The sequence below is a fragment of the Streptomyces phaeochromogenes genome (assembly GCF_001418655.1).
In the GTDB taxonomy this organism is placed as follows: domain Bacteria; phylum Actinomycetota; class Actinomycetes; order Streptomycetales; family Streptomycetaceae; genus Streptomyces; species Streptomyces phaeochromogenes.
Genome location: NZ_LIQZ01000055.1, coordinates 1 through 24,553, shown reverse-complemented (window position 1 = coordinate 24,553; position 24,553 = coordinate 1). Strand labels below are relative to the sequence as shown.

Genomic DNA, 24,553 nt, shown 5'->3' with positions numbered 1-24,553 from the left:
CCGTCGCTCCTCCACCCACAAGGACCGTGAGAGCGATGCAGATCTTCATCACAGGCGGCTCCGGCTACATCGGCCGCTCCACCATCCGGGCACTGACCGGGCACGGCATCGCCGTGACGGCGCTGGCCCGCAGCGAGCACGCGGCGCGCATCGTGTCGGCCCTCGGTGCCACCCCGGTCGCGGGGGCACTCACCGACACCGATGTCCTCCGCGAGGCGGCCCGCCGTGCCGACGGGGTCATCCACCTCGGGGTGGACTACGCCGAGGGCACCGCGGACGTCGACCGCGCGGCGGCGGAGGCACTGCAGGAGGGCGCGGGAAGCGGCCCGTACGTGCACACGGGCGGGGTGTGGGTGTACGGCGACACCGACGGGGTCGCCGACGAGGACGCCCCGCTGAGCCCGCCGCGCATCACCGCCTGGCGGCTGGAGAACGAGAAGCGGGTGCTTGCCCGGGCCACCACCGGAGAGCGCCCGGTGGTGGTGATGCCGGGGCTGGTCTACGGCCACTCCGGCGGACTGGCGCAGTCGTTCTTCGTCGAGCCGGGGCGCACCGCGGGTGCCGTGCCCTGCATCGGGGACGGCTCCAACCACTGGGCGCTGGTCCACGTCGACGACATCGCCGAGCTGTACGTCCTGGCCCTGAACGCCCCGGCCGGTTCCGTGTACGCCGGTGTCGGCGGCCAGAACCTTCCGCTGGCGGACGTCACCCGAGCCCTCAGCCACGCCGCCGGATGCCCGGACCGGATCGAGTCACTGACCATCGAGGAGGCCGTGCGGCGGATGGGCCCGATCGCCGAGGCGTTCGCCCTCGACCAGCAGTTCAGTGGCGCCCGGGCACACCGGGAACTCGGCTGGACGCCCATCCGTCTCGACGCCCTGGCCGAACTCGCCCAAGGCTGAACCACCAGGGCAGGGAATCCGAGCGCCGCAGGGCCCGGCGGCCTCGGTCCCAGTTCGGTCTCCGCGCCCGAACCGTCACGGCCGCTCCTGCGCGTGAAGGCGCCGCAACGCGCGGCGCCACTCGCGCCGCAGCGCCGGGAGTTCCTGGCCCTTCGTGGTGGCGACCAGGGCCGCGGCCACGTCGCGGAGTTTGACGTTGGAGTGCTGCGACACGTCCACGAGCAGGTCCCAGGAACGGTCACCGGAGCACGGCGCCAGGACCATGGCCATGCCGCGTGCCTGGTCGATCACCGGGCGACTCACCAGTGCCTGGCTCAACTGCTCATTTCTGGCTCGCAGTTCGAGAAGCTCGGCAACCAGGGCGCCGTCCCCCGTCGACGTCCCAGCCGTCAACAGCGGCGGTACCTCGCTGTGCATGGTCACTTGGTGCATGCTGCGCACCTCACAACGCGGCCATCCTGTCCAAAGGTGGTCAGCGACGCGCCAGTTGCCGCTCGCCGGCCGCACCAGGCTTGTACGCCAGTCCGTAGTGCTTGAAGATCGCTTCCTCCTGCTCGGCGGGCAGTACGTCGTCGGTGCCGATCGAAGGTGCCTGCTTCACCAGCGTCTTGACGTAGCCGACCTTGAGGTAGCCCGGCCCGACGATCGCGTCGTCGAGGGGGACGAACACCAGACGATGCCGGGTGGGCAGACCGGTCCGCACCGTGGCCATGGCCGGCTCGTCGGTGGTGGTGTCCACGTACACCGCTTCGAGGACACCGATCTTGTGGGAATCGGTGTCGACGACATCGAGAGCGCGCCATTCCCGGACATCGGCCGTGTGAATCATGGTCTCTCCCTCCGAAGGATTTGTCTGGTCGGCGTGAACCTCATCGCAGGTCCGCCGTATGCAGCCGCCGCAGCGCACGGCGCAGTGCCCGCTGGATCTGCCCCGGGAGCGACTTTCCCTCGGAGGTGGCGACCAGGGCCGCAGCCACTTCCCGGAGTTTGAGATCGCACTGTCGTGAGACATCCACCAGCAGGTTCCTGGCCACCCCGCGGCGGCAGGGGGTCAGGGCCATCACCATGCCGCACGCCTGGTCGACCACCACACGGCCGGACAGAGCCCGCCGCAACTGATCGTTCTCGGCGAGCAGCGCGACGACGTCCTGCCCGACCGGCGCGCTCCCCCACGAGACCTCGGCCTTCAGATCCCACCACTCTTCTTGGATCACACTGGTGCGTGGCATGGCATGTACCTCTCCAGGCTCTCGACGCGTCCGGATTCGCTGGCTGCCGGTCGCTTCACGGGTCACCTGCGGCGTTCCCGGTCGCGCCGTTCCTCGCGCCTCCAGCGCGCTCGGTGCCGGCGGGTGTAGCGGCGGTCCCAGCGGTCCTGACGATCCCGGCGCTGCTCATAGACCCGGTAGTCCCCGAGGTCTGACCTGTTGCCGCGGCCCAGGCCTCCGCCACGATCGCGGCTGTAGTGCGCGGCGCCGAAGACCAGCACGGCCGCGGCCACCCACCAGACGGGATCGAGGAAGCCGAGGCCGAACAGGACCAGGACGATGACGAGTAGCAGGGCGAACACAGCGGGCCTCCCCGGGAGCGGGACACAGCGTCGATACCGGGGACTGGGGCCTCATTGCGCAGCGTAGTCCTGCCCGACGACGGCGGATACCGTGCGACGCAACTGCGTACGGTCCGGCATGGATGGCTGCTTGACATCTGTCCGGGAAATGCGGGGAGAGCTAGCGTGCGTCGTGCCGCCCCGGTCCCTGGAGGCGTCCCACCGCCACCGCGCTCCCCAGAGCGCGCACCCTGCGCATCGGTTCCGGACCCAGCCGCGTCACGAGCGAGGGCGTTCCCGCACGCGCCCGCCGTCCTGTGATCCCCGGCGCGGCCCCGATGCGCTCCGAGCGGGCAACGATCCGCCGCCCGACGCATCGCACGCATCGCACGCATCCACAACAGGCGGTACACATGTACGCGCTGATCGTCCCGGTTCTGACTCCCTTCGTGCTGCTCGCCACCGTGCTGGGCCTGTCCTGGTGGGAGGACCATGTCCTACCACCCCCGCCCGTCGAGCCGGCCGAACCCCCGTCGAGGCTGCGTTGACAAGGGGGGTTGCCGGACGCTGACTGAGGGCAGGCGTGGGGCTACAGCACTCCGGGCGAGGCCTTCCACCTTCCGCTACCTCGGACGCGGAGGGCCCGGGGCAGCGGCGGACGCGGGCTGAAAAGGCGCTTCGGCCCGGAGTACGACCGTGCCCTCACCCGGCATGACGGCGACGTGAGGGCGGCCGAGCTTGAGCTCGATGAGCGCGTGCGACAGCACGGCTCGCTCAGGAAGCTTCCGCTGTCGCCCGAGGCCCGCGAGCACTACGTGACTGAATGGGCCGCGGTTCAGGAGCAGTTCGTGGAGTCACCGCAGAAGGCCGTCACCGAGGCGGATGCGCTGCTGGCACGCCTGGCGAAGGACCGCGGTTTCCCTGACAGCGAGCGGTTCGAGGAGCAGGTGGCTGCCCTCTCCGTCCACCACGCCTACTTCGTCCAGGGCTACCGCAGCATGCACAGGGCGGTCCGCGACCAGAGCGGCACGAAGGAGATGCGGGAGGCCATGGTCGAAACCCGAGGCCTCTTCGAGGCACTGGTCGCCGAACAGTCGGCCGACCCGTACCGGCGCCGCCCGTCGTCCCCCGACGACCGGGGCCACGCGCCCTGGCCGCCGACCGGACGTCACGCGAAGGGAAGAAACACATGAGGGCACTCGGGGTTCCGCCGTCGGCGACAGCAAGTCTCCTGCTGTCGCCGTGCGGGCCACAGGGCCTTCAGTGGCTCGATGGTGCGGGCTGTGGCGGGACGAGTACCGGCTCCACGCGAGGCGAAGCCGCTGCCTCCTCGACATGGGCCGACCGGCCGATCCGCTGAAACAACCGCCCCAGGCTCCGATAGAAGCCGTCGGGCAGGAACACGGCGTCCGCCACGATCATCGCGCCGGAGAAGAGCGGAAGTCCCATGAGCACCGCGATACCCAGGTGCATGCCCAACAGCATGGCGAGGACCGGGTACTTGAGCCGTCCGAACAGGACGAACGGGAACGCGACCTGCAACAGCACCGTCAGATAGCAGGCGATGGCGATCAGTACGTCGTGCTCGTCGGCCAGGAGCGAGAGCTCGGGCCAGGGCCGGAACAGGTCGAGGTTCAGTACGTAGTGAAGGGCGGTCCCGTTGCCCCAGGAGCCGCCCTGCACCTTGTAGAGACCCGCGGAACCGTAGAGGAAGCAGACCTGGGCCGCGATGACGAACATGCCGCAGTTGTGGAGGACCGCCGTCAACGTCCGGCGAGAGGTGCCCAGTTGATGCCGGAGTTCGCCTGCGTCCATGCCCGCCGAGCCGCTCTTCGCCTTCCCCGCCGAGACTCGCAGCCGGGCCCTGCGCGCGTCCAGGGACCAGCGTCGGCCGCACGCGGTGAGGACGAGGTACATGGCCATCAGGAGGATGAGGTTGTCTCCTCCGTCGGTCATGAAGATCGCCCGGGCGTGGAAGGACGCGACCATGACGGCGAAGAGTACGGACATCACTCTGGTCCGCCAGCCCAGCAGGAACAGGGCGGACGTGATGAGGGCTGCCGCGTAACAGGCTTCGAAGTACGGCCGGCTGTCGGACAGGGTGAGAATGCTGGCCCACCCCGTCTGGTCGAAGAGTTGCCCGGCCAGCTCGGGGGTCCACGGTGATCCGGGGCCCCAGATCTCGTTGCGGTGCGGAAACTCCCGCAGCAGGAAGCCGAGATAGAGAAGCCCGTAGCCGATGCGCAGCACCGCCGCGGCGTAGAGGGAGACCGGCCGCTCGGTCAGGACGGTGAGCCACGCGCCGATCCGATCCGGTGCGCGGCGCGGCGCGCCTGCGCCCACCCCTTCAGGGATGCGCCCGTGCGGCGAGCGTGTCTGCTCAGTTTCCATGGGAGTCCACCTTCCACCAGGGCAGATACCGCGTATCGGCAGGCGTCGGCGCGGCGGTGGCCGAGCCGGGCCCGCCGGCTGCGGCAGGAGCGGCGGGCGCGGCGATGGGCGCGGCGATCACCCGTAGCTGGACGGACTCGAAGGTGCCGCCGCGGTGGCCGGAGATGCGATCCGCCGTGATGTTGGTCAGGTACTGCTGGATCATCAGCGCCCGCTGCGAGCGAGGCTGATCGTCGCCACCGTGGGTTTCGAGGTACGAACTCCAGGCCCGCCGCAGCATGTTCTGCGCCGTATGGCTGGGGAAGACCTGGTGCCTCACTGCGGAGTTGTCCACGCCCGTCAGATCGAACCAGTCACTCACCTCCACGCTGCCGTCCGGGGCGGTGTGCATGGTCCTCGCCGAGATCTGCCGGTTGACCGATTCCGGATCCGGCGCGAAGAGCCGCCAGTTCTGTTCGAACAGCGGGAGGACCCACGCGTTGACCTGGCGGCTGTACTGCTGAGAGAGGGGGTTCGGGGGTGCCACGTGCAGAAACACCAGGAGCACATGGACCAGGGCTGTGGCCAGGCACAGGACCACGGCGGCTCCCGTTCCCGCCTTCAAGACCTTCAGGTCCTTCACGGGGCGGGGCGGATGGCCCGAAACCCCTTGGGACGCGACGGGTCTTCCGCCCCTGTCCGGGGCCGGTCCGGCGCCGGGCCGGCCCGCTTCGTCGACATCCACCGTTTCTGCGCCGCCTTGCACGGCCCCACCCGGCCTTTCCATTCCGGCTTCTCCACTTCTCCAGAGATTCGACCGGCGGCGCGCGACGGAATCGATGACGATCCGCCGCGCGCCGCCCGTCCTGCCCGCTCACATGGAGCTAGGCGGCCTTCTGGTCGTGATCTCCGTGGTCGCCGTGATCGCCGTCATATCCCTCGTGGTTCTCGGGCTTGCCGTGATCGTCGGACTTGCCGCCGTGACCCTCGTGGTCGTCGGGCTTGCCGTGACCCTCGTGGTTCTCGGGCTTGCCGTGATCGTCGGGCTTCCCGCCGTGATCACCATGGTCGTCGGGCCTGCCGTGGTCGTCCGGCTTCCCGCCGTGGTCGTGGTGACCGGGCTTGCCGGGCTTCTCGCCGTGATGGTCGTGGCCGTTCCCACCGGTCGTGCCGCCGTGGCCACCACCCGTGGAGCCTCCTGTGGCACCGCCTGGGGCGCCACCTGTGGCGCCGCCGGAGGTGGCTCCCGCGACGAGGCCGCCCAGTGCGCCACCAGTGGTGCCGCCGGACGTCAGGACGCCGCCGAGAAGACCACCCAGGGCACCGCCGGTTCCGCCGCCCGTCGGCACGCCGCCGATGACGCCGACCGTGGTGCTACCCGTGGTGCCTGTGGTTGTGCCTGTCGTGGCACCACCTGACGTGGCACCGGCGATCACACCGCCCGAGATCAGACCACCAGTAGTGCCACCAGTGCCGCAGGGCCCCAGGAAGATCCTGTTGCTGTCCAGCGTCACGGCGCCGTCACCGCGGGCGCCAGCATCGGCCAGCAGCCGGCCGTTGATGGACGCACCCGTGGTGGCGGTGATCGAGGTGTCGGCCATGATGGTGCCCACGAACGAGGTGTTGGTACCGAGCGTGGCCGAGCTGCCGACCTGCCAGTACACGTTGCACGGCGAGGCACCGTTGACGAAGCTCACGCTGCTGTTCTCGGCTGCCGTCGTCAGGGACGAGCCGATCTGGAACACCCAGACAGCATTGGGGTTGCCCCCGGCGTCCAGGGTGAGCGTGCCGGTGATCGCCGCGGAGCTGTTCGCCCTGTAGAGGCCCGGCGTCAGCGTCTGCCCACCGAACTCGTGGGGAGCGTCGTTGTACACCGCGTCCGTCAGAGTCTGTCCGGCGGCCTGGTTGTACGCCGTGGTCAGGTCGGCCTTGGCTTGAGCCGCGTGAGCGTCGGTGGTGTGCAGGACCCCGGGCGGGGTCACGGTGCCGGGCCCTCCGTCGGACGTGAAGAACCCGGTGATGGCCGGCCCGGGGCTCACACCGACGTTGAGACCGTTGACGACGGTGGGGCCGGTGTTGGTGACCGTCGCACCCCCCAGCACTCCGTAAGTGGCTGCCGTGCCCAGAGGCACCGGGGTGGCAATGGCATTTGCGCGTGTCGGCGTCACCGCGACCACGGCCGCGGCGATTGCCACGGACGCCACTGCGGCGATCCACACCGACATGGTGCGCCGTAGTCGCACTTCAGGGATATTCAGCGTCATCGAGGGGCCAACTCCTGTGAGGGGATGGTGCCTGCATGGCGGTTCTCGGTCGCACAGAATCGCCTGTTTCTGTCGCTGGCATATTACGCAGGAGAGGAATCCGATTTCGCTTTGCCCGAGCACCACCGCAGAAATCGGCGAGCGAATAGCAAAACGCATAGAAATACTTAATGGGCCGGATGGCGCCGCCTTGAACGGACTAGTACCGCACGAAGGTCACGCTGCCGCGCCGAGACATTCGGCACGTCAATGCCCAAGAGAATTACGTATTGACACGACGCGCAAGCGTACCCGGGCCACACCGACCGTATTAATATCGAATGTGCGTTGATTAACCCACGCGTGCAACTGCCCGGAAGAGCGAATCCGGCGTGTCACGCCGGATTCGCTGCCTCGACTGCCGGCACAACACAAAAGACGCTTCATCGCCTACAAAGCGACGTCCCCTCCGCCGACTAGGGCCCGCATTCGAGAGATTCCGCACCGCCTCGTCACCGCTCATCAGCGGTGGCGTCGGCACTGCTCACGGCACTGCCGCTGGACGGCACGGACGACACCGGAGCCCTGGAACTCGAGCTGGAGGTGGGGCTGGAGCCGGGGTTGGGACCAGCACCGGTCTCCGGCGCCGAACTCTCGTCCGGCGAGGCGGAGTTGCTCGTCCGCGGCGCCGTACCACCGGACGCATCCGGGGTGGGTGTGCCGCTCTCGGCAGGACCGGGCGTACCGGCCGTGCCACCGCCCACCGAGGTTCCCCTGCCCTGCTCGTTCTTGACCACGGCCGCCACCGGCTTGCCCGCGATCAGCTCGACCGCGGTCACCGTGAGCATCGCCAGGGCGAACACCAGGCCCGTCGCCAGAGCGTACTTCTTCCAGCCGAAGGACTTCCGGAGCGAGCCGCCCCGATAGGTGGTGACCGACTCACCTTCGGAGGGCGTTTCGGCGGACGTGTGGGGCGGTGTCGCGCCGGCGACCGGAGCGTCCGCCTGTGAACCGACCACCGCACGGGCGTCCGCCGGTGGACCGAACGCCGCACGGGCGTCCGCGCGGTGTTCTGCCCGCTCCTCACCCGGTGTCCTCGGTACTCCTACGGGCGGGACCCGACCACGGATCCCCTCGCCGGTGCGCCGGAAGGCATGCGAGAAGACCGCCGCGCCCGTGGTCGCGCTGGTACTGACCACGGCGGCGCCGATGATCGTCCCGGTCACGCCCAGCAAGGACGCCAGCACCGCGCCCACCACAGTCGCCAGCGCGCTCGCCACTACTTGCACAACGGTCAGGTCGAGCACCTTGCGCTTGGGTGCCCGTTCCTCTTCGTCTCTGAGGTTCTCCATCAATGTCCCTTGATAGTTCTGGAGCCCGGCGGTCACTGCGTGATGGCCGGACCTGTCCCGCTCGCAGCGAGGCTGACGCGAGGTTTGATGGAGGTCATGGGCGCGATTCGCGGTCGCGTGGAAGCGCCCTCGACAGGTTGTTCAGAAGCCACGGACGCCGGGCCCGGGGACGGTCAGCGACCCCGGCGGGGAGTGCGCCGCCAAGAGGACGCACCGGGCAGTTGGACCGACTCGGCCCGCTGCCCACCCGTGTCGACGCTGCGATGTGCGTGCTTCCCGCTGCTGGTGATGGACAGCCGACCCTTGTTGATGTTCAGGCGCACCCCGGGAGAATCCGAGTGGCCTTGTGGAAGCACAGAGGCATGTAAAGCTCCTTCAGCTTCAGTGGTGCCGACAGTTCAACGGGACGACTGCCCCGCTGACGTTGTTTCATCTGCGAGCAGTGACCGCAGCCGGTGGCTGTCGGCCGCGCATGGCACTCGCCAATGCCGCCCGCCCTGGCCGAGCCCCGGTCCCTCGTCAGAAGCGACGCTCACACAACGGGCATGGCTACGGAGCCGAATCGCTGACCGCGTCGGTGGGCAGCACAGTGAGCCTGTCACACGGACCGCCGGGCCACCGCCCACCCGTGGCGAGAACGGGAGAGCATCGGAGCAGCCCGATCGATGCCGTGTAAACATCCTGGTACCCCTCTCCCGGGCCAACCGCGGGACCGGCCCCGGGGCTATGCTGCGTATGGACGTCCCAGACCCCGGCGGACCACCACTGCTTGGTGTGCATGCCTGCGGAGAGCGGATCTTTCGTCCGGTCGACCTGCGCATCCCCGAGGGACCGGCTGGGTCCTGCACCCCGGAACACCCGCTGCTGGACCGGCCCTTCACCTGCCCGCACCACAGTACGACCGTGTCCGAAGCCCGGCACGGTCCCGTGAACCGAGGCACCTGCCATGCGCATCCCACTCACCCTGAGCGTCCACCGGCACGACACCGACAACCGGACACTGGTCACCCTGACCGGCGAGATCGACCTGAACTCGGCACCCCTGGTGCACGCGTCACTGGAACGGTGCCTGCACGACGGCGTCCGTGCCATCGACGTCGATGTGACCGCGGTGACCTTCTGCGACTGCAGCGGCCTCAACGCCTTCCTGTACGCCCTGCTGCGCACCGCCTCGGCCGGAGGGTCCTTACGACTGGTCCACCCGAGCCCGGCACTGGAACGCCTCGTCACCCTCACCGGCTCCGGCTCCCTCTTCCTCACGCTCCCGGACGCCCTCGGCGGAAACCGGCCGCCCTCACAGCTCCCACCCCTGTACGAGGCCACACACCGACTCGCCCCGATCTGGCCCGCTCGCCTGGGTGGTGTGCTGTGACGGCCCCGACCAGGCCGATCCGATCACGCACAAGGGCAGGCCACCAGCCCCTCTCCACGCGCACGACGTCCCTGAGCCTGCGCCGCCTCAACCGCTGGCAGACCGATGGGCTTCAGGAGGACCTGGCGGACCTGTACGAGGAGTCATGTGCCAGGGTGCCCGGTCGGGAGTACCGCGGCCGGAAGAACTTCCTGCGCCGTCTCACCCGTGACATGTGGCGACCGGGGTTCGCCATGCTGACCGCCGAGGCACCGGACCTGGTGGGGTACGCATTCGGATTCCCCGTACCGCGTGACGGTTCCTGGTGGAGCGGATTCCGGGGGACGCTCCCGAAAGACGTCGAGCAACTCACCGCGTCCGGACAGGTCTTCGCCATCAGCGGGATGGTGGTCCGCCACTCCGAACGGCACCAGGGCCTGGCCGACCGGCTGCAGGAGCGGCTGCTCGCCGACCGCCGGGCCCTGCTCGGCGCGACCCTGGTGGACCGGACCCACCGCGCGGCCTGCGCCGGGTTCCAGTCGCGGGGATGGCTCAACATCGGCCTGGTCTACAGGCCACCGGGTCCTGCAGTGCTGCGGGCGCTGGTCCTTCCTCACGGAGAACCGACTGCGGCGGAGCCGAGTTGGTGACCGATCGCCCCGGCGTCCGGGGCAGTGTGCTGGATGTTGTGCAGCGACGGAGGCCGCATTACGGGTGGTGACGTGATCGCCCGCCGTCACCGCGTCCGTCCCTGCGGAGGCGAGTGCCTAGGCCACTGTCCGGCACTCCGGCGCAGGCACCTCCGCAGCCGTGCTCCCGACGGCCGTACCGGTACCGGGAAGGACGCGGAAGAGCCGGATCAGCCCGCTGTCGCCCAGCGCCTCGACGACGACACGGCTTGGGGCAGCGAGGCGCAGGTCGCCGCCGGAGAGGCGGAGCCTGCGCGCCGTGGCGACGAGCAGCCCGAGGCCCATGGTGTCGCAGGAGGTGACTCCCGACAGATCGAGGATCACCCGGCTTCCAGGGCTGTGGCATTCGCGCAGAAGACGCTCGCGCAGTCCTGGAACGGTGGCGAGAGCGAGACTGCCGCTGACGACGAGCGTCTCGCGGTCCTCGGGCAGAACGGCGAGCACAGGCCGCCGGCCCCGTGCGGACACCACGGGTGAGGAGCAGTCCTTCTGCAGGGACGAGTGACTGTCCGCCGGCCTCGGAGCGCGGGGAACTCCTGCTGGGATGAGGGGAGTTGCGGTACCTGCAGCCATCATGGGCCTCCTCGGGCGGGGTGTCGCGCTGCCGGGGGCCGGGGCTGAGCTGTGCCGACTTCAGCCGTCCGCACCTCGCGAACGGCTCATGCTGCGTACGGACTCTGACTTGCGGGCATCGAGGGCGGTGGACCAATGACGGCCCGCCGCGCCCCGATGTTCTGCGCGTCGACGGAGGGAGGCTAGGTCCTGCCGGCCCGGCCGGCCACCGCGTGACCGATCAGCAGGTAGACGACAGCAGGCAGACCGTAGTTGACGACGGTACGCCAGTTGTCCGAATGGATAGTGAAGAGATCATGCGACCAGCCCGAAAGCCAGTTCGCCGCATCGTGGACCCACGAGACCACACCGTTGGCGGTGTCGGCGTCGAACAGGTAGAAGGCGATCCACAGGATCAGGATCAGTGCCGTGATGTCCGCGATGATGGAGATGACCGTCCCCGCGGGGTTTCCGCCGTAGCGTCTGGACATGTCCACCGACTAGCCCTGACGGAGGAGTTGAAACCTCGAGTCACCATTCCTCGGGTCACCATTCAGAGTCGGCGCCGACGAACCGACGCGAAGGAGACTGCCGCTGCTCTTTGCGGGGCGTGGCCATCTGGCACACGGTCCAACGTCACAGAGCAGTCATCCCGTCCGGGCGGCCTCGAGTGGGCGGGACGGCTCATCCGCCGGTGAGGAGTCGCACTCCCGGTCTTCCGCGTAGAGCTGCCGCAGCGCCCGCCGCAGTGCCCGCTGCATCAGCCGCGAGAGCGGCTCGCCCTCCCAGGCGGCGACCACGGCTGCAGCCACGTCCGGAAGTTGGGTGTGGCACTGTCGCGAGATGTCCACCAGCAGGTGCCGGGCCGGCCCGCGGCGGCAGGGCGCCAGGACCATCACCATGCCGCAGGCCTGGTCGATGACCATACGGCCGGCCAGAGCCCGCCGCAGCTGATCATTCTCGGCGTGCAGCACCACGACGTCCTGAGCCGCAGCCTCCCCCGCCACGGCCTCGGCCCTCAGATCCCACCAATTCTCCGGAAGTAAAGTTGTGCGCTGCATGGCATGTGCCTCTCCACGATTTCCGCGCGTCCGGGGTGGCTCAAGCCACCCCAGGATCTGGATGTCGGGCAACTTCATCGGTCACCCGCGGCGTTCATGGTCCCGACGGTCCTCGCGCCTCCAACGCGCCCGGCGCCGAACACCAACACCGCCGCGGCCACCCACCAGATGGGGTTCATGAAGCCGAGGCCGAACAAGACCACGATCAGGATGACCAGAAGAACGAACACGGCGGGCCTCCCCGGGGCGGAACAAGGCATCGCTGCCGGGGGCCGGGGCCTGCACGAACAGCGTAGTCCTCCCCAGCGGTTGCGGACAGCGACCCACGTCAGCGTCCTCCGCCGGAACCGGATGGCCACTTGCCGTCTGTCCAGGGAGAGCGGCAAGGGCTAGCGTGTGCGGTGCGGCCCGAGCCCCCGGCAGCGTCGATCACCTCTCGCGCTCCTTCGAGGGCGCACCTGGCGCATCAGTGCCGGAACCCGTCCCGCCCCCGGCGGGCGCTCCCGCACTCACCGTAGCTACGCGATCCGGTCGCAGCCTCGATGCGCCCCATGCGGGCATCCCCCCTCCGCTGCCCGCCGCGTCGCACGCATCCACCGCAGGCGGTACGCATGTACGTACTGATCGTTCCGGCTTCCGTCCCCTTCGTCCTGCTCGCCACCGTGATGGGCCTGTCCTGGTGGGAGGACCGCATCCTCCCGGCGGCGCCGGCCGAGCCGGTCGACAGTCCCGCCAAGGCTCCGATTGCCCCAGCGGCCCCTGCCCGGCTCGCAGAACTCCCCCGTGCAGACACCGCGTTGACAAGGGAGGTTGCCAGGCGTTGACTGACAGCACGGCGTAGGGCCATGCCATTCCGGATCACTCGGGACGCATTCCACCTCCCCGCTTCGCCCGGACCCCGCGGAACTCAGGAACTTCCCGCGATCTGGAGGCCCGGCAATGCTTTGGATTCTTCTCCTTCTGCTGATCCTGGTGGTGTTCGGGTTCGGCTTCACCATGCAGACCCTCTGGTGGGTCGCCGCCGTACTCCTCGTCGTCTGGATCGTCGGCTTCGCCATGCGCGGGCGCAGCAGTGGCAGGCGCGGTGGTGGACGCCGTGGCGGACGCCGATACAGCCGCGGTCGCCGGTAGCCCCGATCGCAAGCCGGTCGCGGAGCTGCTCCCCCAGGGCGAACGGGACAAGCTCACCCTGCGCCTCCAACAGGCCCTCAACACCTTCATGGACAGCCCACGCCAGGCCGTGGAGGAAGCCGACAGCGTCTTCGACGAAGTCACCACCCACTTCACAAACACCCTCACAGAGCAACGGCGCGTCCTGCGATCGGGCCGGCAGGGCCAGGACACCGAAGCGCAGACCGAGGAACTACGCGTCGCGCTCAGGCAGTACCGGGAACTCACCGAACGACTGCTGCACATGGCGGCGCCCACCGCTCAGTAGCTCCATGATCAATATCGGTGAGTGCTGACGTCACTCGGCCTTGAGGACCACGGACGTGGGAGTAGCCAGGGCGCGGGAGGGATGCAGTGCACCCGATTGCCGCGGTGCCTGTTCGAGGGTTGGTGCGTTGAGTGGATCATGAAACGGTTCACGATCACCACGACAGTCGCCGCTGCGGCCCTCGCACTCACCCTGCCGGGCATCGCCCAGGGCCACGAGCCGACCGCCCGAAAGGCAGCCCCGGAGGTAAAGGAACTGCTCGGGCAAGGATCGGGCGACTGTCCGAGCATGAGCCTGTGCCTCTACGAGGACACCAACCTCAACCAGGGCAAGGCCGCCAGGATCTGGGTCTTCCCCGTCACCGACGCCCGTACGGACTACACCCTGCGCGGCCACGCCGCAGCCGACAAGCCCTCCTCGGGCTACATGAGGGCCCCCAACCTGGGCTGGACCGCTCACCTGTTCCCCGACTACACCTGCGGCTACGAGGGAAACCGGGAAGCCGAAGCCATCTCCTTCAGGCGCAACGACCCGTACAACTCCCTCAACGGCCACAATGGCCGGGCGAAGCGGTACGGCTACTTCAACAAGAATGGCAAATGGACCAAGACGAAGCAGTGGGGCGTCACCGAGCAGACGCTGTACCTCAACGACCGGGCCGGCTGCATCGCCGTCGGAGCCTATAAAAACACGGGCGCGCTGAGCCCCTACGTCAACGGCGACATGTAGCCGGCTGGACAGACAGATGCCGGCGCCACGGCGGACGGGACCGTACCGTCCGCCGTGGCGGGCAGGTCGCGCGGCAGGGATCGGGGAACTCCTGCCTCTGTTTGTGGGTTTCGTGGGGTGGGGGCCCGGCCGGCTAGGCGGCGTGGTCAGGCGATTCCGGTGCCGCGCAGCAGGAGTAGCGCCACGTCCACCACCGCCACGGCGACCGCTGACGCGAACGCCGCGCGTTCCCAGCGACGTCCCAGCACCGTGCCGGCCAGCGCGGCCACGGCGGCCACCGCGAGCGCCGCCATTCCCCACCGGCCGGGTGGCCCGGCGGGCCCCAGCGCCAGCACCGCGGACGCGGCGACCAGCGGCACCGGCAGCAGCAGCCGCGCGCCGTCCGGGCCAAGCCGGTGCGGCCATCCCCGTACGCCCGTCGCCAGATCCGCACGGATGTCCGGCAGTACGTCTCCCAGGTGGGCGCCGACCCCCAGTAGGGCCCCGGCGGTGACGACCCACCAGGCGGGCCACGGCTGTCCCGGCAGGCCGAGGGCCACGAACGCCGGGAGGGCGGCGAAACCCACCGCGTACGGCGCCCAGGACCATGCTGTCGCCTTGAGCCGCAGGTCGTACGCCCATGCCGCCGCCACCCCGGTCAGGTGAACGGCGCCCGCCCACAGGCCGCAGGCGAGCGAGAGCGGCACGCACAGCGCCAGCGCGGCACAGGCGGCCCCCCACACCTCCGTCACACCGACCGTGCCGTCGACGACGGGTTTGCCGCGGCGGCCGGCGGCGATGTCCCGGTTCGCGTCGAACGCGTCGTTGCACCAGCCGACGGACAGCTGCCCGGTCAGCACGGCCGCGGCGGTCAGAACGCAACGCCCGGCACTCTGACCGGCGGTGACAGCGAGAGCGGTCATCAGCGCGGCGACCGCCACGACAGGCCCGGGGTGACATGATCCGGCCAGACCACTCATCCGGCCGGCCCAACTCGCGGCCGGGCCGCCCGTAGCCTGCTCGGGAGTGCTCACCCGGCCGATCGTAGGCGCCCGAGCCCCGTCCGGCCGGAGCACACGCCCCTGGGGAGGAACGGCCGGACGGGCGATTCATGGTGCCGACGTCCCGGGCCGGGGAACACGTGGGGAGCGACTCACCGGAGTGGGTGGCACCTCACCAGAGCCGCGAATCGGACGGGAACCATATGACGCGGATCGCCGCCGTTCACGGTGCCCTCGCACCCCACCGTCGCACCCAGTCCGAGATCACCGACATGGTGGCCCGCACCTGCCTGCCCGAGGGCACCGACCGCCGGGTACTGGACCGGCTGCACCGCAGCGCGAAGGTCCGCTCGCGCCACATGACGCTGCCACTCGAACGCTACGCGGAACTGGACGGATTCGGCGCCGCCAACGATGTCTTCATCGCCGCTGCCACCGACCTGGGCGCCAAGGCCGTCCGGGACGCACTGGACATGGCCGGTCTGTCCGCAGCCGACGTGGATCTGCTGATCTTCACCTCCGTCACCGGCATCGCGACCCCCTCGATCGACGCACGGCTGGCCGGCCGCCTCGGACTGCGGCCGGACGTCACACGGCTGCCCCTGTTCGGCCTGGGCTGTGCCGGCGGCGCCGCCGGCCTGGCCCGTATGCACGACTACCTGCTGGGCCGGCCCGACCACGTGGCGGTGCTGCTGTCGGTCGAGTTGTGCTCGCTCACCTTCCAGCGCAACGACGCCTCCATGGCCAACCTGGTCGCCACCGGGCTGTTCGGCGACGGCGCCGCCGCGGTCGTCGCCTGCGGCGCGAACCGCCCGGGCCTCAAGGGCCGCGAGGGCCGCCTGGACGAGAGCGTCGGCCCGACGATCGTGGACACCCGCAGCCACCTGTATCCGGACACCGGACGCGTCATGGGCTGGGACATCAAGGACTCCGGTTTCCAGGTCGTCCTCGACCCCCAGGTCCCCGATGTGGTGCGTCAGTATCTCGCCGACGACGTCGAGGGGTTCCTCGGCGACCACGGGATCAAGCCGAAGGACGTGACCGCCTGGGTGTGCCACCCGGGAGGCCCCAAGGTCCTCGAGGCCGTCACCGAGGCCCTCGACCTGCCCGAGGAGGCGCTCGATGTGACCTGGCGTCACCTGGCCGACGTGGGCAACCTGTCCTCGTCGTCGGTGCTCCACGTACTGCGCGACACCCTGGCCGAACGCCGCCCGCCGCCGGGCACGCCGGGTGTGCTCCTGGCGATGGGCCCCGGCTTCGCCTCCGAACTCGTCCTGCTGCGCTGGTAGTTCACCCCGTCAAAGGACACGAAGGACGCAGAGGACACGGAGGACAGTGGACACATGATCTGGTACGGACTGCTGGTGGCGGCCGTCGCCGGTGAACGCGTCGCCGAACTCGTCGTCGCCCGCCGCAACGAGCGGTGGAGCACCGCCCGCGGCGCGACCGTGGCCGGGCAGGGCCACTACCCGGCGATGGTCGCGCTCCACACCGGCCTGCTGATCGCCTGTCCGGCCGAGGTGTGGCTGGCCGACCGGCCCTTCGTGCCTGCTGGCCTGGCCGATGCTGGCCGTGCTGGCGGCCTCCCAGGCGCTGCGGTGGTGGTGCATCCACACCTTGGGACCCCGCTGGAACACCCGGGTGATCGTCGTACCCGGGCTGCCGCTGGTGACCGGCGGACCCTACCGCTGGCGGTGGCTGCGGCACCCGAACTACGTGGCCGTCGTCGCCGAGGGGGTGGCGCTGCCCCTGATCCACACCGCCTGGGTCACCGCGACCGCGTTCACGGTGCTCAACGCCGCACTGCTCACCGTACGCATCCGCTGCGAGAACCGGGCGCTGACCGCCGCGACCACCTCGACCACGCCCGCTCCGGCGTGATCGACGTACTGGTGGCCGGCGGCGGGCCGGCCGGTCTGGCCGCCGCCATCCACGCCGCGCTCGCCGGCCTGGAGGCCGTCGTCGTCGAACCCCGGAACTCGCCCGTGGACAAGGCCTGCGGAGAAGGCGTCATGCCCGGCGGAGTCGCCGCGCTGCGAGCACTGGGCGTCGACGTCAGTGGCCGCGAACTGCGCGGCATCCGCTACGTGGACGGCACCGCCTTCGCCGAGGCGTCCTTCCGCGGTCGCAGCGGGCTCGGAATCCGCCGTACGACGCTGCACTCCGCACTGCACCAGCGCGCGCTCGACCTCGGCGTGCGCATGCTGCCGGGCAAGGTCGGCGCCGTACACCAGAGCGCGGACACGGTCACCGCCGCCGGGACCACGGCCCGTTGGCTGATCGCCGCAGACGGCCTGCACTCCCCGGTGCGCCGGGCCTTGGGGCTGGAACTGCCGAACCGCCCCCACGGCCGTTATGGACTGCGCCGGCACTACCGCGTCGAGCCGTGGACGGACTTCGTGGAGGTCCACTGGTCCCGGCACGGCGAGGCCTATGTGACGCCGGTCGGCGACGACCTGGTGGGCGTCGCGATCCTCAGCCGCAGCCGTCGCGGGTACGACGAGCACCTGGCCGCCTTCCCCGCTCTCACCGCGTCGCTGCGCGGAACGGCCGCGACGGAGGTACGCGGCGCCGGACCACTGCGGCAGCGGGTGCGGCGCAGAACCGCCGGCCGGGTCCTGCTTGTCGGCGACGCCGCGGGCTATCTGGACGCCCTCACCGGCGAGGGCATCGCGCTCGCGCTGGCGACGGCCGGGGCCGCCGTCCGCTGTCTGGCCGCCGGGCGACCGGACGCGTACGAGCGCGCCTGGACCCGGCTGACCCGCCGCCACCGACTGCTGACCGGCGCCCTGCTGGCCGCCGGCCGCCGACCCGGCACCGCCCGCCTCATCGTCCCCGCAGCGTCCCGGATGCCCCCGGTGTTCTCAGCCGCGGTCCACGCACTGCAGTAGCAGTAGAACGATGTGGCCGACCCTGCCGGCCTACGTGGCCTGTGGCCACCCGCCTGCCTCCAGCCTCCAGCGCCTCATCGAGGGGGCGGAGGGTCGGGGTCACGAACGGGCTGGCCGACCTCGAACGGCCAGTTGGGACGGAAGCGTTCCACAAAGCCGGTGAAGTCGTTCCGCAGATAGTGGGAGTCGGACGGCTTCAGCCGGATCTGCCGGCGGCTGTCGGCCCACCAGATCTCGAAATCGGCAACCGTGCCTTCCGTCGGCCAGTCCTCGGTCTGTTCCGGAAGCATGAGGACGTCGACGAAGCCCCCGACGCTCAGGCCGATGTCCACGAAGATCCCGATCGCACCGGGCCGCGGAACCTTCACGACGGTGCCCTCGAAAACCTGCCCGAACCGCAGCCCCCCGCGAATCCGGGTCCACTCGGCATCTGTCACCACGAGCGCATCCTCGCACCTTCGGCCGGATCACGAGTGGCTGGGCTTGGGCCTCACTCCCACTGGTACGGCAAGTACTTCCCGTCGAGGGTGATGACGACCCGGTCGCCCGCAGGGTCGGGAACGCGCTGGATGTCGAGCCGGAAGTTGATCGCACTCATGATGCCGTCGCCGAACTGCTCATGGATCAGCTCCTTGATGGTCGGCCCGTAGACCTGAACGACCTCGTACAGCCGGTAGATCGTGGGGTCCACGGGCACGGCGGCGTCCAGGGCTCCGCGGGTCGGCTGGAGTTGGAAGGCAAGGGCGGCATCGTCGCCGAGTTCGAGCAGCGCCGCCGCCGTGGCCGCTTCGTCCTTGTCCATGGGGTGCTGACCGAGGAGGGCGGCCGTGGTCCAGGCCGGCGGCCTGCCGACCGCTTCGGCCAGTTGGGCCCACGTGACCCCGGTCTTCACCTTGGCCTGACGTACGGCTTCGGCGGCTTCCTGCTTGCTGAGCATGTGCATCTCCCTTGACGGCAGTGGCCTTTGCGGCGCGTCACACCAGAGACCAATGCCCATCGCCACGACCGGTCAGCCATCACAGGACCGTCGCTCGTACGGACCCGGACCTGCCGCCCGCGCCTTTCGGTAGGCGGCCGGCCGCAGCTGGACCGGGAATGGCTTCGCCGCACACCATCGGTGCCGCCGAGGCGATGCGGCATCAAGCCAAAGTGACTCGGGCTTCGTCGGTCACCTTCCGAGATCCGTGCGGCACTCATATCCTCGTGCGCCAATGGTTACCGACGGTAAGGGGGAGCAGTGGGCGGTACCACGCGCAGAGGGTTCCTGGGTTCAGCCGCGGCTGCCGGCGGCGGAGTCGCTCTGGCGACCTCCCAGCGGGCGGCGGCCCAGAGCAGCGCCGCCCCGCAGACCGTGGCCGTACTGGGCGGGGGCGTCGCAGGCCTCACGGCGGCACACGAACTCGCCGAACGTGGCTTCCGGGTGACGGTCTACGAGCGCAAGGCGCTGGGCGGCAAGGCCCGCAGCATGGATGTACCGGACAGCGCCACGGGTGGTCGCGGACCCCTGCCCGGGGAGCACGGCTTCCGCTTCATCCCCGGCATTTACCACAACCTGCCCGACACCATGCGGCGCATCCCCTTCCCCGGCAACCCCAACGGCGTCCACGACAACCTCGTCGCCCCCAAGGAGATGCTGTTCGCCCGGTCGGGAGGCCGTGAGGACATCCGGATCCCTCTCCCCTGGCCCGACAACACCCCGGCCGAACTCACCCCCGACGAGATCCGCCGCGCCCTCACCGCGGTCCTGGACACCGCCTTCAACCTCCCCCTCCACGAGGCCCTCTACTTCGCCAACCGCTTCCTCGTCTTCCTCACCAGCTGCGACGAACGCCGCGACGAGGTCTGGGAGCAGATGCCGTGGTGGGAGTTCGTCCGGGCCGGCCGGATGTCGTACGACTACCAGCGGATCCTCGCCATCGGCATCACCCGCAACATCGTGGCCACCAAGGCGGAGGAGGCCAGTACCCGTACGGTCGCCACCCTGCTGGAGGCCTTCGCCTTCAACATCCTCGGGCGGGGTGCGGACGGACCACTGGACCGGATCCTCAACGCGCCCACCAACGAGGCGTGGATCGACCCCTGGGTGACGTACCTGAAGTCACTCGGGGTGGAGTTCCAGCTCGGCTGGACCGTACGCGACCTGACCCTGGCCTCGGGGCGGATCGCCGGGGCCGTCATGGAGGACCCGGGCGGAGCCCGCCGGACCGTCACCGCCGACCACTACATCTCGGCCATGCCGGTCGAGCACGCGCGCCGCACCTGGAACTCCGCCGTACGCGCCGCCGACCCCCAACTCGCCGAGTGCGACCGGCTGGAGACGGACTGGATGACCGGCATCCAGTTCTATCTGACGGAACGTACGCCGATCCTGCACGGCCACCTCGACCTCATCGACTCCCCCTGGTCGCTGACCGCGATAGCCCAGGCCCAGCACTGGCCGGGCCACGACTTTCCCAGGGACTTCGGCGACGGCACGGTCGCGGACTGCCTGTCCGTGGACGTCTCCGAGTGGGACCGGCCGGGCATCCTGTACGGCAAGACCGCCAAGCAGTGCACCCGCACCGAAGTCGCCCGCGAGGTGTGGGCGCAGTTGAAGGCGGCCCTCAACGACACCGGCCGTACGGTCCTCAAGGACTCCGTGCTGCACTCCTGGTTCCTCGACCCGGCCGTGGACGGACTCGGCACCCCGAACCCGGTCAACGAGGAGCAGTTGCTCATCCATCCGACGGGGACCTTCCACCACCGCCCACAGTCGGCCACGAAGATCCCCAACCTCTTCCTGTCCGGCGACTACGTGGCCGTGCCCATCGATCTGGCCACCATGGAAGGCGCCAACACCTCGGCCCGGCAGGCCGTCAACGCCCTTCTGGACAGGGTCGGTTCGGCCGCCGAACGATGCACTGTCACCCCGCTGTACCGGGCCCCGGAGTTCGAGGCCCTCAAACGCCACGACCGGACCCGCCACTTCCTGCGACTGCCGAATCTCTTCGACGTCGGTTGACGGCATTGGGCCCGGCGGCCGAGCGAACCTCCATGGGAGAAAGGGAAGTTCGTCCGACCGCCGGGCCCTGGCTCACCCGTGTCGGCTCACCTGTAGGTGATGTCCGAAGCGGCGTACAGGCAGTTGGTGCTGTCGGGGCCCGTACCCACCGCGGTGTTGTTGTTGTACTTCTGGCAGGGGATGACCTTCCGGCTGGAGTCGTTCAGGATCGTGATGCCCCGAAGCGTCGCCACGTCGTTGCGGTTGACGTTGATGCCGACGAGCCGCGCGGTGGATCCCGTGCCGGTCACCTCGATGTTGCTGAGGTTCACCTTGCGTGTGTACTGGGTGGAGCAGTCGCCGCAGGACCGGTACAGCGTCTTGAACTCGCTGACGGCGAAGTTGGAGATGTTCAGGGTGCCGGGCCCGTTGTGCTGGAAGACCTTGTCGGCCGCCTTCTTGGCGCCGCCGCCGGTCACGGTGTACGTCGAGCCGCCGCGGAAGGTGGCGGCGTCCTCGCCGACGTCCTCCCACCAGACGTTCTGCAGGGTGCAGTTGCCCTCGCAGTGGATGCCGTCGGCGCCGGGCGCGCCGATGATGACGTTCCTGAGGGTGGCGCCGGCGGCGAGCTTGAAGATCGGGTCCTGCCCCTCTTCCTGTCCGTCACCGGCCAGGTCGCCGCTGCCGTAGTACCGCACCATGCCGCCGTCCCTGACACCCGAGACGGAGATGGTCGAACTCACGCCCTGGCTGCTGGACGGTGTCGGCCAGGTGGCGGCACTCGCCGGCGGCGCTCCGACTGTCGTGATCATGACAGACGAGAGGCCGAGTGCGGTCAGGGTGCCGGTCAGCGCGCGTCGACGGGCGCGCGGGATTGCTGGAGAAGTCATGTCCCTGTGCCTTCTTCCGGTTGTGGGGGTCGGCTTGTGGGGGTCGGTCAGAGCTTTCCGGCGCCCGCACCGCTCGTCACCGAGGCGACGACGGAGGAGGCGGGCTCGGCGCTGTAGCTGTACGGAGCGGAGGTGAAGGTGCCGACCTGCGAGACCTCGGTGGCGGCTCCGCCCAGGTCGTTGCCGCGCAGGTTGGCGTAGCCGTCCACGTCGCTGCTGCGGTTCGTCGTGACCGCGATCTTCGTCGTACGGAAGACGTTGTTCTCGACGAGCATCTGGGCGCCCATGCGCGAGTGCACGGCGGTGTCGGCACCCTCGACGTAGTTGTCGTAGAAGTGCCCGGTGCCGAAGCGCAGGCTGGGGATGCGCGAGTAGACGTTGCTGAAGTGGTTGTGGTGGTACGTGATCTTCAGGTGCCCGGTGTCCTCGCTCGCATTGTTGTCGCTGTGACCGGCGAGCGAGCCCTTGAAGTGGTCCTTGAAGGTGTTCCAGGACACGGTGACGCCGTCGGAGCCGTGATTGATGTCGAGCAGACCGTCGTAGTAGTCCTTGTCGTGGTCGCGGTCCGCCGAGAAGGAGTTGTGGTCGATCCAGACCTTCGTGGACTTCTGCACGGTGACGCCGTCGGAGGGCGCGACCGGCTTGCTGATGTTGAGGTTGCGGATGACGACGTTCGTCACTTCCTTCAGCCGCAGCCCGCCGCCGGTGAAGCCGGACGACGAACCGACGCCCAGAACCGTGGTGTTGGACCCGACGTCGACCTGACCGGTGAGCGGGATCAGCCCGCTGACCCGGACGACCTTGGCGGTGTTGCCGGTGACGGCCGTCTTGAACGCGGCGAGCGTGGAGACGGTGACGGCACTCGCACCGCCGCCGCCCGTGGTGCCGGCGCCGAAGCCGATGGGGGAGGTTTCGGCGGCACCCGCGGACTGCGGCAGAGCGACGGCGGTGGTGACGGCGAGAGCGGCTGCCGCGACCGTGGAGACGACGAGTCTCCTCGGACGGGAGCGTGGGGGGAGCGGTGGGGGGAGAGTACGCATGCGGGTGCGTCCCTTCGAGAGCGTCCATTTTTCAGATATGTGAACGATGTTCACTATTTGGATCGCCTTGCGGACGCAGCGCCCCCGCACGGGGCTCGCGGCGACGTCCTGGAGAGTGCACGTCCCCAGGCCATAACGCCTCCGGCATCTGGCATCTCATATACGAGATGCCAGCGGCGGGTCACGCTGCTGAACGGGAAACGTAAGGGGCAAGCGCTTTCTAGTCAACGCTTCGCGCAGAACGCATCCGGCCAACTCCCGTATCGGGCAACATCGTGCTGCTCAATGGGGACGCGTGTCTCAACCGGTGCCGGGCTGGACGAGTTTGAAGAGGAAGCGGGCGACGGCCCGTTGAGCCGACTGCCTCAGGCGCATCGGGGCCGGGCGGGCCGCGACCGGTGCGGCGGTGCCGGCCAGCCGTGGGAACAGGGCTTCGGCGTTGGTTCGGTTGACGGCCCGGAGGACAGCGGGGTCCACACCGCTTTCGAGGCCGTTGACGAAGTACTGGCCCGCGATGGCGGGGGCGAACGGCCAGTCGCTGCCGAACAGGACATGTCCGGGACGGGCGAAGGCGAGCAGCGTGGGCAGGGCGGCGGGGCTGGAGGACAGCGCGGTGTCGTAGTAGAAGCCGCGGAAGTCGTCCAGCACGTCCAGGGGGCTGCGCCCGGTGTCGGCCGCGATGGCGGTGGCCATGCGATGGGAGGCGTAGGGCACGAAGCCGCCCGCGTGGCTGAGGACGAACCGGATGCGCGGGTGGCGCCGGACGACTCCGTTGCGTACGAGGAGGTAGGCGGCCCGGGTCGTGTCCAGCAGGAAGTCGGCGGCGAACGGGGGGATGTTCTCGACGGCGGGGGCCGGGAGCTCGGCCGGGTGGACGAAGACGACGGCACCCCGGTCGTTCAGGGTCTGCCAGAGTGCGTCCTGGCCGTCCTGGCCGTCCGCGCCGAGGTAGACGCCCTGGTTGTTGGCCAGGAGGGTGACTCCGTCGGCGCCCAGGTCGTCCAGGGCCCGGCGGGCCTCGGTCGCGGAGGCGGCGGTGTCGGGCATGGGCAGGGTGGCGAAGTAGCCGAAGCGGGAGGGGTGTTCGGCGGCGAGGGACGCGGAGAAGTCGTTGAGCCGTCGCGCCAGGTCGGCGGCCTCCTGCGGATCGGTGAGGAAGGCGGTGCCCGGGGTGGACACGGACACGATCGCCGTGTCGGTGCCCAGCAGGTCCATCACCTCCAGGGCCGCTTCAGGACTCCAGTCAGGCAGGGCACGGCCGCCGGCCTCCGCGATACCCGAAGCAACAAGACGGTCCCGGTAGAAAGAAGGGACGATGTGCTGGTGGACGTCGATGCGGCCCGCGGCGGCATTCATGAGCTGGACTCCAAGGCCTCTCGTGCCTCTCGTGCCTCTCGGGCGGTGAGCAGGTCGAGCGCCACGTCGGTGATCATGTCTTCCTGGCCGCCGACCATGCCCCGCCGTCCGACCTCGACGAGCAGGCTTCGGGCGTCGATGCCGTAGCGCGCCGAGGCCGCCTCGGCGCGCTACGGCATC

The 24,553-nt window shown here is 69.6% G+C and carries 29 protein-coding genes and 2 pseudogenes; 12 read left to right on the top strand and 19 right to left on the bottom strand.

What is annotated here, in order from left to right; all coding sequences use genetic code 11:
* Positions 1-35 precede the first annotated feature (35 nt).
* Positions 36-902: an NAD-dependent epimerase/dehydratase family protein gene (locus tag AOK17_RS07835; RefSeq protein ID WP_055611596.1), complete on the top strand. Its 867-nt coding sequence runs from the start codon at positions 36-38 to the stop codon at positions 900-902.
* Positions 903-977: 75 nt separating this feature from the next.
* Here the strand turns inward: AOK17_RS07835 and AOK17_RS07830 are convergent, their stop codons facing one another.
* The 4 genes from AOK17_RS07830 to AOK17_RS07815 all read right to left on the bottom strand — a co-directional run bounded on the left by AOK17_RS07830 (position 978) and on the right by AOK17_RS07815 (position 2,472).
* Positions 978-1,334, bottom strand: a complete 357-nt coding sequence (locus tag AOK17_RS07830) for an ANTAR domain-containing protein (RefSeq protein WP_055611622.1) — start codon at positions 1,332-1,334, stop codon at positions 978-980.
* Positions 1,335-1,374: 40 nt separating this feature from the next.
* Positions 1,375-1,731: a PRC-barrel domain-containing protein gene (locus AOK17_RS07825; RefSeq protein WP_055611595.1), complete on the bottom strand. Its 357-nt coding sequence runs from the start codon at positions 1,729-1,731 to the stop codon at positions 1,375-1,377.
* Between the two features lie 40 nt (positions 1,732-1,771).
* Complete coding sequence (locus AOK17_RS07820; RefSeq protein ID WP_055611594.1) at positions 1,772-2,131, bottom strand: ANTAR domain-containing protein; 360 nt, start codon at positions 2,129-2,131, stop codon at positions 1,772-1,774.
* A 62-nt stretch (positions 2,132-2,193) separates the two neighbouring features.
* On the bottom strand, positions 2,194-2,472 hold the full coding sequence (locus tag AOK17_RS07815) for a hypothetical protein (RefSeq protein ID WP_055611593.1): 279 nt from the start codon (positions 2,470-2,472) through the stop codon (positions 2,194-2,196).
* Between the two features lie 392 nt (positions 2,473-2,864).
* Here AOK17_RS07815 and AOK17_RS53525 point away from each other — a divergent pair, with 392 nt between their 5' ends.
* Both AOK17_RS53525 and AOK17_RS51550 read left to right on the top strand, forming a co-directional pair.
* Positions 2,865-2,999, top strand: a complete 135-nt coding sequence (locus AOK17_RS53525) for a hypothetical protein (protein WP_281198586.1) — start codon at positions 2,865-2,867, stop codon at positions 2,997-2,999.
* A gap of 207 nt (positions 3,000-3,206) precedes the next feature.
* Entirely contained in the window at positions 3,207-3,644 is a 438-nt protein-coding gene (locus AOK17_RS51550; protein WP_206190704.1) for a hypothetical protein, read from the top strand.
* A 67-nt stretch (positions 3,645-3,711) separates the two neighbouring features.
* Here AOK17_RS51550 and AOK17_RS07800 read toward each other — a convergent pair whose 3' ends face one another.
* The 4 genes from AOK17_RS07800 to AOK17_RS07785 all read right to left on the bottom strand — a co-directional run bounded on the left by AOK17_RS07800 (position 3,712) and on the right by AOK17_RS07785 (position 8,416).
* Positions 3,712-4,842 carry an HTTM domain-containing protein gene (locus AOK17_RS07800; protein ID WP_107102325.1) on the bottom strand — a complete coding sequence of 377 codons (1,131 nt, stop codon included), beginning with the start codon at positions 4,840-4,842 and terminating at the stop codon, positions 3,712-3,714.
* Entirely contained in the window at positions 4,832-5,446 is a 615-nt protein-coding gene (locus AOK17_RS07795; RefSeq protein WP_342671483.1) for a DUF5819 family protein, read from the bottom strand. The genes AOK17_RS07800 and AOK17_RS07795 overlap by 11 nt, the downstream gene beginning before the upstream one ends.
* Positions 5,447-5,705: 259 nt before the next feature.
* Positions 5,706-7,085, bottom strand: a complete 1,380-nt coding sequence (locus tag AOK17_RS07790; RefSeq protein ID WP_055611589.1) for an ice-binding family protein — start codon at positions 7,083-7,085, stop codon at positions 5,706-5,708.
* Between the two features lie 491 nt (positions 7,086-7,576).
* On the bottom strand, positions 7,577-8,416 hold the full coding sequence (locus tag AOK17_RS07785) for a hypothetical protein (protein WP_055611588.1): 840 nt from the start codon (positions 8,414-8,416) through the stop codon (positions 7,577-7,579).
* Between the two features lie 946 nt (positions 8,417-9,362).
* On the opposite strand from AOK17_RS07785, the gene AOK17_RS07780 reads away from it, so the two are divergent.
* Positions 9,363-9,788, top strand: coding sequence for an STAS domain-containing protein (locus tag AOK17_RS07780; RefSeq protein WP_063997183.1), 426 nt, complete (start codon positions 9,363-9,365; stop codon positions 9,786-9,788).
* Positions 9,785-10,417: a hypothetical protein gene (locus tag AOK17_RS52035; protein ID WP_245697046.1), complete on the top strand. Its 633-nt coding sequence runs from the start codon at positions 9,785-9,787 to the stop codon at positions 10,415-10,417. The genes AOK17_RS07780 and AOK17_RS52035 overlap by 4 nt, the downstream gene beginning before the upstream one ends.
* A 117-nt stretch (positions 10,418-10,534) precedes the next feature.
* On the opposite strand, the gene AOK17_RS07770 is transcribed toward AOK17_RS52035, so the two are convergent.
* The 4 genes from AOK17_RS07770 to AOK17_RS51220 form a co-directional block, all read right to left on the bottom strand.
* Complete coding sequence (locus tag AOK17_RS07770; RefSeq protein ID WP_055611587.1) at positions 10,535-10,927, bottom strand: STAS domain-containing protein; 393 nt, start codon at positions 10,925-10,927, stop codon at positions 10,535-10,537.
* A 284-nt stretch (positions 10,928-11,211) separates the two neighbouring features.
* Positions 11,212-11,499 carry a hypothetical protein gene (locus AOK17_RS07765; RefSeq protein WP_055611586.1) on the bottom strand — a complete coding sequence of 96 codons (288 nt, stop codon included), beginning with the start codon at positions 11,497-11,499 and terminating at the stop codon, positions 11,212-11,214.
* A gap of 156 nt (positions 11,500-11,655) precedes the next feature.
* Positions 11,656-12,069 (bottom strand): ANTAR domain-containing protein, encoded by a 414-nt coding sequence (locus tag AOK17_RS07760; RefSeq protein ID WP_063997182.1) that lies wholly within the window; start codon positions 12,067-12,069, stop codon positions 11,656-11,658.
* 74 nt (positions 12,070-12,143) lie between these two features.
* Positions 12,144-12,299, bottom strand: coding sequence for a hypothetical protein (locus AOK17_RS51220; RefSeq protein ID WP_169801900.1), 156 nt, complete (start codon positions 12,297-12,299; stop codon positions 12,144-12,146).
* A 709-nt stretch (positions 12,300-13,008) separates the two neighbouring features.
* Here AOK17_RS51220 and AOK17_RS07750 point away from each other — a divergent pair.
* The 3 genes from AOK17_RS07750 to AOK17_RS07740 all read left to right on the top strand — a co-directional run bounded on the left by AOK17_RS07750 (position 13,009) and on the right by AOK17_RS07740 (position 14,236).
* Positions 13,009-13,200 carry a hypothetical protein gene (locus tag AOK17_RS07750; RefSeq protein ID WP_055611584.1) on the top strand — a complete coding sequence of 64 codons (192 nt, stop codon included), beginning with the start codon at positions 13,009-13,011 and terminating at the stop codon, positions 13,198-13,200.
* Complete coding sequence (locus tag AOK17_RS07745) at positions 13,166-13,507, top strand: hypothetical protein (RefSeq protein ID WP_245697045.1); 342 nt, start codon at positions 13,166-13,168, stop codon at positions 13,505-13,507. The genes AOK17_RS07750 and AOK17_RS07745 overlap by 35 nt, the downstream gene beginning before the upstream one ends.
* A 138-nt stretch (positions 13,508-13,645) precedes the next feature.
* Positions 13,646-14,236, top strand: a complete 591-nt coding sequence (locus AOK17_RS07740) for a hypothetical protein (protein WP_055611582.1) — start codon at positions 13,646-13,648, stop codon at positions 14,234-14,236.
* Positions 14,237-14,382: 146 nt separating this feature from the next.
* Here the strand turns inward: AOK17_RS07740 and AOK17_RS07735 are convergent, their stop codons facing one another.
* The gene (locus tag AOK17_RS07735; protein ID WP_055611581.1) at positions 14,383-15,249 is read right to left on the bottom strand and encodes a UbiA family prenyltransferase; all 867 of its coding nucleotides are present in this window, start codon (positions 15,247-15,249) and stop codon (positions 14,383-14,385) included.
* Between the two features lie 170 nt (positions 15,250-15,419).
* Here AOK17_RS07735 and AOK17_RS07730 point away from each other — a divergent pair, with 170 nt between their 5' ends.
* The 3 genes and pseudogenes from AOK17_RS07730 (at position 15,420) to AOK17_RS07720 (ending at position 18,107) form a co-directional block, all read left to right on the top strand.
* Positions 15,420-16,505, top strand: a complete 1,086-nt coding sequence (locus tag AOK17_RS07730; protein ID WP_055611580.1) for a type III polyketide synthase — start codon at positions 15,420-15,422, stop codon at positions 16,503-16,505.
* A gap of 54 nt (positions 16,506-16,559) precedes the next feature.
* Positions 16,560-17,097: pseudogene (locus AOK17_RS07725) on the top strand (isoprenylcysteine carboxyl methyltransferase family protein).
* The gene (locus AOK17_RS07720; protein ID WP_055611579.1) at positions 17,094-18,107 is read left to right on the top strand and encodes an NAD(P)/FAD-dependent oxidoreductase; all 1,014 of its coding nucleotides are present in this window, start codon (positions 17,094-17,096) and stop codon (positions 18,105-18,107) included. Before AOK17_RS07725 ends, AOK17_RS07720 begins: the two are co-directional and overlap by 4 nt.
* 74 nt (positions 18,108-18,181) lie before the next feature.
* Here AOK17_RS07720 and AOK17_RS07715 read toward each other — a convergent pair whose 3' ends face one another.
* Positions 18,182-18,547, bottom strand: coding sequence for a hypothetical protein (locus AOK17_RS07715; protein ID WP_055611578.1), 366 nt, complete (start codon positions 18,545-18,547; stop codon positions 18,182-18,184).
* A 50-nt stretch (positions 18,548-18,597) separates the two neighbouring features.
* A complete protein-coding gene (cynS, locus tag AOK17_RS07710; protein ID WP_055611577.1) occupies positions 18,598-19,044 on the bottom strand; it encodes a cyanase in 447 nt (148 codons plus the stop codon).
* A gap of 300 nt (positions 19,045-19,344) precedes the next feature.
* On the opposite strand from cynS, the gene AOK17_RS07705 reads away from it, so the two are divergent.
* Positions 19,345-21,108 (top strand): hydroxysqualene dehydroxylase, encoded by a 1,764-nt coding sequence (locus AOK17_RS07705; protein WP_055611576.1) that lies wholly within the window; start codon positions 19,345-19,347, stop codon positions 21,106-21,108.
* Between the two features lie 86 nt (positions 21,109-21,194).
* Here the strand turns inward: AOK17_RS07705 and AOK17_RS07700 are convergent, their stop codons facing one another.
* The 4 genes and pseudogenes from AOK17_RS07700 to AOK17_RS48135 form a co-directional block, all read right to left on the bottom strand.
* Positions 21,195-21,977, bottom strand: coding sequence for a pectate lyase (locus AOK17_RS07700; protein ID WP_055611575.1), 783 nt, complete (start codon positions 21,975-21,977; stop codon positions 21,195-21,197).
* 47 nt (positions 21,978-22,024) lie between these two features.
* Positions 22,025-23,017: a pectate lyase family protein gene (locus AOK17_RS07695; protein ID WP_055611574.1), complete on the bottom strand. Its 993-nt coding sequence runs from the start codon at positions 23,015-23,017 to the stop codon at positions 22,025-22,027.
* A 300-nt stretch (positions 23,018-23,317) separates the two neighbouring features.
* Positions 23,318-24,373 carry an amidohydrolase family protein gene (locus tag AOK17_RS07690; RefSeq protein ID WP_055611573.1) on the bottom strand — a complete coding sequence of 352 codons (1,056 nt, stop codon included), beginning with the start codon at positions 24,371-24,373 and terminating at the stop codon, positions 23,318-23,320.
* Positions 24,370-24,540: pseudogene (locus AOK17_RS48135) on the bottom strand (hypothetical protein); the annotation flags it as partial. The pseudogene AOK17_RS48135 and the gene AOK17_RS07690, both read right to left, overlap by 4 nt.
* Positions 24,541-24,553: the final 13 nt, after the last annotated feature.

Coding starts and splice junctions, on each gene's coding strand:
- AOK17_RS07835 (WP_055611596.1), top strand. CDS start 36: ATGCAGATCTTCATCACAGGCGGCTCCGGCTACATCGGCCGCTCCACC.
- AOK17_RS07830 (WP_055611622.1), bottom strand. CDS start 1,334: ATGCACCAAGTGACCATGCACAGCGAGGTACCGCCGCTGTTGACGGCT.
- AOK17_RS07825 (WP_055611595.1), bottom strand. CDS start 1,731: ATGATTCACACGGCCGATGTCCGGGAATGGCGCGCTCTCGATGTCGTC.
- AOK17_RS07820 (WP_055611594.1), bottom strand. CDS start 2,131: ATGCCACGCACCAGTGTGATCCAAGAAGAGTGGTGGGATCTGAAGGCC.
- AOK17_RS53525 (WP_281198586.1), top strand. CDS start 2,865: ATGTACGCGCTGATCGTCCCGGTTCTGACTCCCTTCGTGCTGCTCGCC.
- AOK17_RS07800 (WP_107102325.1), bottom strand. CDS start 4,842: ATGGAAACTGAGCAGACACGCTCGCCGCACGGGCGCATCCCTGAAGGG.
- AOK17_RS07790 (WP_055611589.1), bottom strand. CDS start 7,085: ATGACGCTGAATATCCCTGAAGTGCGACTACGGCGCACCATGTCGGTG.
- AOK17_RS07785 (WP_055611588.1), bottom strand. CDS start 8,416: ATGGAGAACCTCAGAGACGAAGAGGAACGGGCACCCAAGCGCAAGGTG.
- AOK17_RS07780 (WP_063997183.1), top strand. CDS start 9,363: ATGCGCATCCCACTCACCCTGAGCGTCCACCGGCACGACACCGACAAC.
- AOK17_RS07765 (WP_055611586.1), bottom strand. CDS start 11,499: ATGTCCAGACGCTACGGCGGAAACCCCGCGGGGACGGTCATCTCCATC.
- AOK17_RS07760 (WP_063997182.1), bottom strand. CDS start 12,069: ATGCAGCGCACAACTTTACTTCCGGAGAATTGGTGGGATCTGAGGGCC.
- AOK17_RS07750 (WP_055611584.1), top strand. CDS start 13,009: ATGCTTTGGATTCTTCTCCTTCTGCTGATCCTGGTGGTGTTCGGGTTC.
- AOK17_RS07740 (WP_055611582.1), top strand. CDS start 13,646: ATGAAACGGTTCACGATCACCACGACAGTCGCCGCTGCGGCCCTCGCA.
- AOK17_RS07730 (WP_055611580.1), top strand. CDS start 15,420: ATGACGCGGATCGCCGCCGTTCACGGTGCCCTCGCACCCCACCGTCGC.
- cynS (WP_055611577.1), bottom strand. CDS start 19,044: ATGCTCAGCAAGCAGGAAGCCGCCGAAGCCGTACGTCAGGCCAAGGTG.
- AOK17_RS07700 (WP_055611575.1), bottom strand. CDS start 21,977: ATGACTTCTCCAGCAATCCCGCGCGCCCGTCGACGCGCGCTGACCGGC.
- AOK17_RS07695 (WP_055611574.1), bottom strand. CDS start 23,017: ATGCGTACTCTCCCCCCACCGCTCCCCCCACGCTCCCGTCCGAGGAGA.
- AOK17_RS07690 (WP_055611573.1), bottom strand. CDS start 24,373: ATGAATGCCGCCGCGGGCCGCATCGACGTCCACCAGCACATCGTCCCT.